Origin of the sequence: Psychroserpens mesophilus (assembly GCF_050617655.1) — a bacterium.
Lineage (GTDB): Bacteria > Bacteroidota > Bacteroidia > Flavobacteriales > Flavobacteriaceae > Psychroserpens > Psychroserpens mesophilus_A.
Window position 1 is genome coordinate 1 of sequence record NZ_JBODQC010000116.1, and the last position, 296, is coordinate 296.

General features: G+C 57.4%; 1 protein-coding gene. It reads left to right on the top strand.

The window, feature by feature from the left end:
* Positions 1 to 202, top strand: a 202-nt coding sequence (locus ACRHNM_RS16570) for a DUF4834 domain-containing protein (RefSeq protein WP_431137729.1), incomplete at its 5' end; no start/stop codon positions are given.
* Positions 203 to 296: the final 94 nt, after the last annotated feature.

Sequence of the window (296 nt, forward strand, 5' to 3'; positions counted from 1 at the left end):
GCTGTTAGGCCCGTGGCTCAGGCGGTATGCCAGGAGGAAGACCGAAGAGTACTTTCAGGAAGCCTTCCGCGGCAGGGCTCCGGAGGACCCGGGCAGCAGAAGGACCGGGGAGGTGACCATCGACCGGAAACCCGCCCGCAAACAACCTCCCGCAGAGCCTGTAGGGGAGTATATCGAATACGAGGAAGTCGAAGAATCCTAACCCGACCCGGACCCAAAGATGAACCTCGACCTCAAACAATTTTTTACCCACTTTTTCGTAGCCGTTTTCTTTGCGCTGGCGTCCCTTGCCTATT